The sequence below is a fragment of the Pseudonocardia sp. Ae505_Ps2 genome, assembly GCF_001932425.1.
Classification (GTDB): Bacteria; Actinomycetota; Actinomycetes; order Mycobacteriales; family Pseudonocardiaceae; genus Pseudonocardia.
In genome coordinates, this window is sequence record NZ_MCIP01000002.1 from 96120 (window position 1) to 97696 (window position 1577).

The window sequence follows — 1577 nt, forward strand, 5'->3', positions numbered from 1 at the left end:
CAGGTCCGCCACCTCGTGCTGCCCGGCGGGCACTCCTGGGCCGTGGCCACCGCCGCCCTGCAGCTCGCGCTGCCCGACATCGCCGCCCGCACCGGCCTGCCCTGATCCCGCTCAGATGCCCACCTTCACCCAACCGGGGTGCAGCCCGGGAGCGGGTGGGCGCTGATCGAGCCCCTGTTGCCCGATGCCCACACCGGTGGCCGTCCGGAGAAGCATGTCGCTGCTACTGCGCATTAGAGCGTGTCCCGCGGATCATGGGACGGGATCTCGTAGCCAGATCCTGATCGAGGCGACGTCGACGGTCCCTGGGATGTCTACCTCGGGGGCGATCTCTTCGAAAGGTAGTCCTACCTGCGCGGGCAGAGGGGTCGCGATCTCAGTCGACGAGATTTGACGCCGCTATAGACACGGCCTGACCAGGTAGTTTCCTCTGCTCATCGGCGTCGGCGCTGCCCCCTGGTGTAGACCGCCTCGAGCGCGACGGCCCAGATCATCGATCCCCCCGAAGGATCGATCCCGCTCACTCGACGTGCCGACGCCCCCGTAGCTGCCCGCCGCTGCCCGGCGACTCCGGGTAGCACGACCGTCGGCACCAGCGCTGCTGCCGGCGATTCCCCTAGAGCACCTGCGCCGGTTGCAGACGCCGACCTGCTGCGTGCCCATCTGGAGGGCGACCCGCAGTCGTTCAACGAACTGATCCGGCGGCACCGCACGCTGCTGCGGATCGTGGCCCTACGAGTCCTCGAGAACCACCACGACGCCGACGACGCGGTCCAGGACGGCCTACTGCGCGCGTTCCGTGGTGCACACACCTACGCCGGGCGCAGCTCGGTCGGGGCTTGGCTGCGCACGATCATCGAGAACACCGCGCGTACCGCCGTGCGTAACCGCCAGCGCGCCCAACTCCGTGTCTGGTCCAGCTTGTCCGGGCGGGTGGTGGCCGTCGTGACGATGAACGCGATGTCGGCGTCACTGATCAGGCGGGGACGACCTCCCGCCCACTGAGGTGTTCTCAGTAGCGGGGTGGCAGGTCGTGGCGACACGCCGAGGGTGGTGAGATGAGCGGGAACGGGGCAGGACCCCGGTAGATCGGTTCGGTCCAGCACAGATCGACACCGTCACCGAGGTCCTGCATGTCTGATCCTGTCACCTACACCGCTGTCCTCCCGATCGGGGAGCGCACCGTGGCCTATCTGGCGCGGCTCCTGGTCCTTCAACGCCGTCGACGTGGCACCCGGCGGCGGGCGTTGACCCCGTTCGCCCAGGCAGTGCTGGTGATCCGCTGGTTCTGTGATGCTACCCGGGTCCGATGTTCGGCCGGTGACAACGCGATCAGCACTGCAACGGCCTACCGTTACCTGCACGAAGGCATCGACGTCCTCGCCGCGGCCGCACCCGGCCTGCACGGAGCCCTGCTCGCCGCCCGCACAGCCGGGCACACCCACGTGAATCTCGACGGCACCCTGATCGCCACCGACCGGTGCCGCGCGCTCGGCCTCACCCCCGGGGTCGACCTGTGGTGGTCGGGCAAGCACCGCCGCCACGGCGGGAACATCCAGGTCCTCACCGCACCTGAT

General features: G+C 69.0%; 1 protein-coding gene and 1 pseudogene. Both read left to right on the forward strand.

Going from position 1 to position 1577, the window contains the following annotated elements; all coding sequences use genetic code 11:
- The first annotated feature begins 696 nt into the window (after positions 1–696).
- A complete protein-coding gene (locus Ae505Ps2_RS32250) occupies positions 697–1005 on the forward strand; it encodes an RNA polymerase sigma factor (RefSeq protein WP_256386017.1) in 309 nt (102 codons plus the stop codon).
- 128 nt (positions 1006–1133) lie between these two features.
- Positions 1134–1577: pseudogene (locus Ae505Ps2_RS32855) on the forward strand (IS5/IS1182 family transposase); the annotation flags it as partial.